This window comes from Thermogemmatispora sp., assembly GCF_019683755.1.
In the GTDB taxonomy this organism is placed as follows: Bacteria; Chloroflexota; Ktedonobacteria; order Ktedonobacterales; family Ktedonobacteraceae; genus Thermogemmatispora.
Genome location: NZ_JADGHT010000246.1, coordinates 1 through 7,024, shown reverse-complemented (window position 1 = coordinate 7,024; position 7,024 = coordinate 1). Strand labels below are relative to the sequence as shown.

Below are 7,024 nucleotides of genomic sequence, written 5' to 3'. Positions count from 1 at the left end.
CTATCTGGTACTGCGACTGGGCGGCAGCGTCGACGGATTGCTCTGGATGCAAGCTTTGGTCTCTCTCGCCAGCGCCGCGGCTTTTTTGATCTGGCAGGCTCCCCTTTTACTCCAACGCGGAGCGAGCTACCATCAGCCGCTGCAACCAGTGATCCGCCTGGGTCTTTCAGCCTGGCTGACGAACCTCGTGTCTGGAGCCTTGCTCAAGCAAACGGTCATTATCATGCTGGGGAGCTTCGCCGTGCCGCTGGCAGAAATCGGCTATTTCAACCTCTCTTATCAGCTTGGTCATACTGCCAGCCTGCTCATGGTGACTGGTTTTGGCGGCGTTGCTGGCTCGGCGCTGGCGGCGGCCTTCGTTGGCCAGAACTACTCTCGTCTCGCGCGTTCCTGGCAGGCTCTTATCAAGATTGAGACACTCCTCGCCGCCCCCGTACTGGTCTTCAGCTTCTTCAACGCCGCCCTCATCGCCCATCTGCTCTACCAGGGCTATGAACCTGTTGGGCCACTCCTGGCTCTCTTCCTGATCTTTCAAATTCTGATTCGAACCCTTGGTACCAGCGTTCATCAGTCGACGCTCTATGTGGTAGGGAGAGCCTGGCAAGTGGTACTTGGCCAGTGGGTGAGCTTGCTCTCGCTCATCATCCTGGGTATCATCCTTATCCCGCGCTGGGGGCCAGCAGGCGCCCTGATCGCTGACGGGCTCGCTCAGGTCATTGGTGGCGCTCTCTTGCTCAGCTTCCTCCGGCGGCTGCTGCCAGAACGTTACCCACTAGGCTATACCTTGCGTCTGCTGCTAGGGCTGGCCCTGGCAGCTACCCCCTCGTTGCTGTTGCGTCCGCACAATTTCCCGACGCTTATTCTCACAGGTTTAGTCTATCTGGCCGCTGCAGCCCTATTGCTAGCTATGATCCGTCCTCTTAGTCAGGAGGATCTGGCCATGTTACACACGCTGCATCCACGGCTTGCCGACTACTTGCGTCCCTTTGCGCGCGGACAGCAGGCAACTAACGATAACGGGTCATGATGCGCTGCAGCTCGTCCAAAGGCAAAGCATAAGCTGTATGGCCCTGCCAGCCGCTGAGCGTTTCAGCCGCGGTGAGCGCGTTGAGAATGGCCTCTTCGACGGCCTCAACAGCAGCTTCGAAGAGGAGATCAAGTCGATCATGAGGCAGCATTGTCAGCGCGTAGGGTTGCTGTTGTCCTGCAGGCAGATGGTTGCCGGTGGCAAAAGCGAGAAAGAGATCCCCACTGCCGTTGCTGGCAATGCCACCTACGCGTGCCAGTCCAAGCGCAGCGCGGCGAGCCAGGCGCTTGCACTGCAAGGGCAAGAGCGGCGCATCAGTGGCAACAATGCCGATGATAGAGCCGGCCTCTGCGTGCCCGGAAGCAGGTGGCGGGGAGGTCCAGGGACTGGGCACCAGCTCATAGCCGAGTTCGCGACCCACCGGCACCCCGTCAATGCGTAGTAGATGGCGCGTACCATAGTTGGCCTGGACCAGGGCCCCCAGCACATAGCGTGCTTCTCCTAACTCGACCAGGCGTGAGGCGGTCCCAATTCCCCCTTTCAGCTCATGGCAGATCATTCCTGTACCACCACCTACGTTCCCCTCGGGGACAGCTCCCCCCCGGGCCGCAGCCAGGGCCTGAAAAACATGCTCCTTGCGCACATGAAAGGCAGCAATATCGTTCAGCCAGCCATCCCAGGTCTCCCCCACCACGGGCAAGGCCCCGGTCCAGGAGGACGAGGCCGCCGCCAGAGCTGTTGCTCCCCGCTGCTCTGCGGGGAAGGCGCAGAGAGCATCGCGCACTACTCCCACGGCATTTGTATTGGTGATGGCAATGGGTGTATGGAGCAAGCCGGCCTCTTCAATCCAGGCCGTACCGGTCATCTCGCCACAGCCATTGAGACTAAAATAGCCGGCAAAGGCCTGATCAGTCCAGATCTCTCCCTCACGCGGCACAATCACCGTGACCCCCGTGCGCGCCACCCGCGGCTCATCATAGATCAGGGTACAATGGCCCACCAGCACCCCCGGTACATCGGTAATGGCATTGAAAGGACCTGGGGGTAAATGCCCTATTGCGATGCCCAGGTCCCGTAGACGTGCGCGCGTCATAGCTCGCCTCTCCTCCCTATAGCCTCGTTCGTTATATGCGTACCTACCTCGCGCCAGCCATAGCCAGACTGTGCTCGAGAGAGGCTTGTCCTGATCCTCTAGACAGGGCAATCACGGCCCAAGGATGACAGGCCGTTCACTCTCTCCTATTGCGCTAGCAGGCAGCGCGTATCACTGAGCAGCTCAGCGTAGACAGTCATCACCTGAGTAGCAATCTGCTGCCAATTGAAACGCATCACTGAGGGACGCGCAGCTCGGCGCATTTGAGCTAGCAAGAGAGGATGATGCAACATAAAATCCAGGCGCTCGGCGAAGAAGCTCGGGCAACGCGGCACTAAATAGCCAGTTTCTCCGTGGCGGACAATGGCAGCCAATCCCCCGACGCGCGTTGCAACCACGGGTGTTCCGCAAGCCAGCGACTCGACGGCCGCCAGACCAAAACTTTCGTTACAGGATGGCACAACCGTCACATCGACGGCGCTATAGATAAAAGGCATTTCACAAGGCGGCAACGCTCCAAGAAAATGCACCCGCGAGGTCAACCCGAGAGAAGCAGCGAGCCGGCGCAAGCGCTGAAGTTCCCGATCGCCCCGGAGCTTGCCCCCGACAATGACGGCCTCAACTTTCTCTTCCATGAGAGCCAAGGCCTGGAGGAGCAGGTCCGGCCCCTTAAAAGGGTCCAGGCGTCCGGCAAAGAGGATTAGCGGACGATCAAGGGGCAAATGGTACCGCTGACGGGCCTGGAAACGATCCTGGGGGACAAAATGGCGCAGATCAACGCCACAGGGAATGACACTAATGCGCCTGGGCGAAGCTGCATAGAGATTGAGCAAATGCCAGCGTTCCTCAGCAGTCGCGGCCACAATGCGATCGACCGCGGAGACAATACGCGTTTCCATCTGCGCGCGGAGCGGAGGCTCCTGACTGCACGGATCACTCAGCAATTTCACACGAGCCAGGGTATGAAACATCGTCACGTGAGGGACACTCCAACGTCGTGCCAGCTCCAGCCCAGCGCATGCAGAGAGCCAATAGTGGCTATGCACAAGATCGTAGGTCAGACCCTCACCCAGACGGAAAGCCTCAACAGCGGCACAAAACTGAGGGAGGTAGGGATAGAGATCCTGCTTTGGCAGACGCGCTACCGGGCCGGCTTCAACATGGATCACCCGTGTACGCGCTCCAAGCGGAACAATGGGAGGAAGATGCTCATCAGTGCGGCGGGTAAAGATATCAACAGCAATCTGGCGCTGACCAAGCTCGCGGGCCAGCGAACGAATATAGACATTCATGCCGCCAGCGTCCGGCGTCTGTCCCGGCATATCCAGCGGAGACGTGTGGACGCAGAGCATGGCAATAGCATGCCTCATAACACGCAGACTCCTTCTCCTCATTCAGAATTAGAAGATCCCCTTATGAGTTGCAGATGCGGGGCCAGCGTCCTTCAGTTGCTAGCAAGAGCAGATGCGCGGACACAGGCATCCCTCCTTTCCCCTCCTGAAAGGCAGGTGGAAGACGACAAGGTACCATGAAGGCTACAGCGCCATGCTGTAGCCATTACATAGAACACGCGGACAAAGCGCAGATATTTCCCACTGGAGCCGGACCGGACCGCCCATTGCAGGCCGAGGCCCTTCAGGAGCGCTGCTGGCGCTCCTGCCGACGCACCCTCTCAATGGCATCGAACATTTCGTTCATATCGATCCCACGACCCTGAGAGATTTCCTGAAGGCAAGCCACACGGCGCTTAAAGGCGGCCCGGAATTCCTGAGAGGATAGGCCGGCGATCGTAGCCAGCTCATCAATAACGCAGGCATCAGCATGCTCAAAGCTATCGTGCTCAGGGTCCCAGATGGAAAGAGGCAGCTTGACGATCTCGTCAGGCCGATCAGGTGGGGCGGTAGGATGCAGATAATGGGTAGTGAACCAGCGACGGCGAGGTGGATAGATACGGCCAACCAGGCCCATATTGATCACCAGGCCCAGACGGCGCACATCTTCCGCCTCCAGACGTAGATCGCGACGATACATGCGAATGACATCGTCGATGGTATCAGCGTGGACACTAGTCGCGATATGGAAGCCCTGAGCGGGCAGCCGCAGATAGCGGCGGGCCACTCGTCCCCACATATAGATCGGCAAGTGATCGCTGACCTCATTACAGAGAGCATAAGTGCGAGCAGGATCGACCTCCGGCAAGCGCGTGAAAGAGAAATCCTCATACATGCCGGACATATAGGCCAGCGCCGTCCCCTCGGGGAGAAATTGGAGCAAAGCATTCAGCGTCGTTGTCTTACCAACGCCAGGTTGAGGGTCGGTCGGGCCAGCCACGGTGAGAGAAGCGCCATGCTCTAGCATTAACCAGATCAGAGCGACTGTCTCCGCATCAGTTGAGCCTAGGGCAATGATCTGCGCAATCGAGAGCGGACGGCGTGACTCATAATGCCACCAGTAACGCTCGTAGGGATCTCGCGGATCAAACATGCTGCTTCTTTCCTTCCAGCTCTCTCTCAGCATACACGACAGCCAGACAGCGCGCTAAGCCTCTCCTTCTATTGTACCTTTTTCCCCAGACTGGCCGCCACCACCGGATGAGGTCGCCGTAGATGAGGAGCATGAGGCTGCTGGCGTTGGAGCTACCGGCGCCCGCAGCCAGCCCGGACGTGGAGTCCAGCCAACCGCTACCAGACGAGGAGGGAACTCACCCTCCAACTCCACAATACTCACCGAGGCATTGTCGATCATCAGCAGCGGTGCCCGGCCAGCAGGTAGGCCACTATAGTGAGCCAGAAGCAGCTTGATCACATCAGCATGAGCCACAAAGAGTGGCCAGGCTCCCACCTCGGGACGCTGACGCCAGCGCTCTACTGCGGCGACGGCACGCTGCTGTACCTGGGGAAAGGTCTCAATATCAGGGGTTGGGGCCACTGTCGGATCATGCACAAAGGCTTTCCAGGCAGGATCTTGTTTCAATAGCTCATCGTAGCGCTCACCAGCCCAGTGCCCTACATCTGTATCCATCAGATCAGGCTCCAGCCAGACCTCCAGACCCCGTCCCTGGGCAAGAATTTCTGCCGTCTCGCGTGCCCGCTCCAGAGGGCTGCTGATAATTGCACTAATTGGTAAGACACTCAAGGCCTCAGCCAGACGTGCCACTTGCTGCCTTCCTTGATCCGTCAGAGGGATGCCAGGCAAACGTCCAGGCAGGCGATGTTCGACGTTCCAGGAAGTCTGACCATGACGCACGAAGAGCAAGGTTTGTTTATTTCTCATCGAGCTTGCAGTAGCTGCATTCCCCACAGATTCAGATGGCCGCCACCAGAGCAGGAGCCGACGTCGCCATAGAAATAGGCGGTATCTTGTCAGGCCAAAGAGCACCAGCACCTGGAAACAAGCGGCAAGCCGCTCCCAGGCCAGACGCCAGCGCGCACAGTCCAGGTAGCGAGTAAACCAACTCTGAGTCACGGCCACATTTCACCGGCAGGCAGGACAGGATGAACAGCTAAGGCGGCACATCAGCCAGCAGGTATAAGGGAGTGCCGCTCAGTCAGCAAGGCCCTACAGCCAGGCTTGTCCCGCAGCCATGTGATTTTCATTGTACCAGGGAGGAGGGAGCGCTGCAACCCAGCCCCTGCCTCTGCGAAGTAGCCCAGGAGTGGGATCAGAGATCAGGGAGAGCGGCCAAGTCTAGTCACAGTCAAGCCAAAGAGAAAGAAAAAGAAAGGTCCTGGCCATGAGTGATAGCCAGGACCTTTCTCGGCGTGCCTGAGAGGGTTCGAACCTCTGACCTTTGGCTCCGCAGGCCAACGCTCTATCCACTGAGCTACAGGCACATTGGCTACTTAGCGTTTCCGCCTTGTAGGATACAAAAAATTTCGAGTCTTGTCAAGGGGGGGATTGACAAGTTCGGCAAGTTTGGGGGCGTTCTCTGCAAAGAGAAGGCCTTATCCCGGCTTTGCTTTGCAGCGGATACCAAGCGGCCTCTCCTGCAGTGGAAGCCCCCACGCGAGGCAGGTAGCGCAGCAGGTCTGGCAGCTTGACAGTCCGAGCCTGGACTCGAACCCCAGCCGTCGCTGCAGTAGAGACTCAGCAGCTCTTCTCAGAGAACACGGCCCCTGCGCACGCCAGGGCGCTTTCCTGCTGACCAGCCCGAGGCAAGTGAGTTTCTTGCCTGTCCCCTTCACCCCTTGGCACTCTGAGGAAAAGGGACAAGGTCAGCGACGCATTCCCAAGGATGGCCGCGCGCAGAGGAGGATCACCTCCTCAGTTAGGAGCTAACGAGGGCCGCAGATGCCAGTGTCAGTAAAGAGCCACTCACGCTAGAAAGAGCCTCCAGACTCTTCCATCTCAGCCGCCAGCCTCACAGCCTCAGCCAGATAGGCACTAGAGCAACCTGACCCAGGGGATGCGGCCAGGCTAAGAGACAATGCCGCTGATCACATCGCGCGCCCGGTTGAGGGCCTCGCGACGCACGTAATAGTAAGCCCAGAGGCCTTTCTTACGGCAATCTACCAGCCCCGCATCTCGCAAAATACGGAGATGATGCGAGATAGTCGGCTGCTCCAAAGTGAAGCTCTCCACGATCTCAAAAACACACACCTCCCCTTCATAACGACTTAACAGGCTCAGGATGCGCAGGCGCGTGGGGTCAGCCAGTGCCTTGAGCAAGCGAGCCTGACCGATGGCCTCATCTTCGCTTAGAGCCGGCACGAACTTGGGTCCAACCCCAACCGATGAATGGTGAGATGAACCTGACTGCCGACTCAAGACACTCAGTGATCCTGTTGAACCTGACTGTGTATTGCTGCGAGTTGTGTTTCCCTGATTCGTTGTGGCCATTGTCTTCTTCTCCTTCCATCCTCCCATCCGGGTGATTTGAAACTTTCTCTAGATCTGGGGGGATC

6 protein-coding genes and 1 tRNA gene are annotated in these 7,024 nt (G+C 58.4%); 1 reads left to right on the top strand and 6 read right to left on the bottom strand.

Going from position 1 to position 7,024, the window contains the following annotated elements:
- On the top strand, window positions 1-1,027 hold a 1,027-nt coding region (locus tag IRZ24_RS14635; RefSeq protein ID WP_297165508.1), incomplete at its 5' end, for a polysaccharide biosynthesis C-terminal domain-containing protein.
- On the opposite strand, the gene IRZ24_RS14630 is transcribed toward IRZ24_RS14635, so the two are convergent.
- The 6 genes from IRZ24_RS14630 to IRZ24_RS14605 form a co-directional block, all read right to left on the bottom strand.
- A complete protein-coding gene (locus tag IRZ24_RS14630) occupies window positions 1,008-2,120 on the bottom strand; it encodes a P1 family peptidase (protein ID WP_297165506.1) in 1,113 nt (370 codons plus the stop codon). The genes IRZ24_RS14635 and IRZ24_RS14630 overlap by 20 nt on opposite strands.
- Before the next feature lie 146 nt (window positions 2,121-2,266).
- On the bottom strand, window positions 2,267-3,490 hold the full coding sequence (locus IRZ24_RS14625; RefSeq protein WP_297165504.1) for a glycosyltransferase: 1,224 nt from the start codon (window positions 3,488-3,490) through the stop codon (window positions 2,267-2,269).
- A gap of 265 nt (window positions 3,491-3,755) precedes the next feature.
- A complete protein-coding gene (locus IRZ24_RS14620) occupies window positions 3,756-4,604 on the bottom strand; it encodes a hypothetical protein (protein ID WP_297165502.1) in 849 nt (282 codons plus the stop codon).
- Window positions 4,605-4,658: 54 nt separating this feature from the next.
- On the bottom strand, window positions 4,659-5,393 hold the full coding sequence (locus tag IRZ24_RS14615; RefSeq protein WP_297165500.1) for a histidine phosphatase family protein: 735 nt from the start codon (window positions 5,391-5,393) through the stop codon (window positions 4,659-4,661).
- 487 nt (window positions 5,394-5,880) lie between these two features.
- Window positions 5,881-5,953, bottom strand: a tRNA-Arg gene (locus IRZ24_RS14610).
- A 583-nt stretch (window positions 5,954-6,536) separates the two neighbouring features.
- Window positions 6,537-6,959, bottom strand: a complete 423-nt coding sequence (locus tag IRZ24_RS14605) for a metalloregulator ArsR/SmtB family transcription factor (RefSeq protein ID WP_297165498.1) — start codon at window positions 6,957-6,959, stop codon at window positions 6,537-6,539.
- Window positions 6,960-7,024 lie beyond the last annotated feature (65 nt).

Excerpts from the sequence above, each read along its gene's own strand:
- IRZ24_RS14630 (WP_297165506.1), bottom strand. The coding sequence starts at position 2,120 with ATGACGCGCGCACGTCTACGGGACCTGGGCATCGCAATAGGGCATTTA.
- IRZ24_RS14615 (WP_297165500.1), bottom strand. The coding sequence starts at position 5,393 with ATGAGAAATAAACAAACCTTGCTCTTCGTGCGTCATGGTCAGACTTCC.
- IRZ24_RS14620 (WP_297165502.1), bottom strand. The coding sequence starts at position 4,604 with ATGTTTGATCCGCGAGATCCCTACGAGCGTTACTGGTGGCATTATGAG.
- IRZ24_RS14605 (WP_297165498.1), bottom strand. The coding sequence starts at position 6,959 with ATGGCCACAACGAATCAGGGAAACACAACTCGCAGCAATACACAGTCA.
- IRZ24_RS14625 (WP_297165504.1), bottom strand. The coding sequence starts at position 3,490 with ATGAGGCATGCTATTGCCATGCTCTGCGTCCACACGTCTCCGCTGGAT.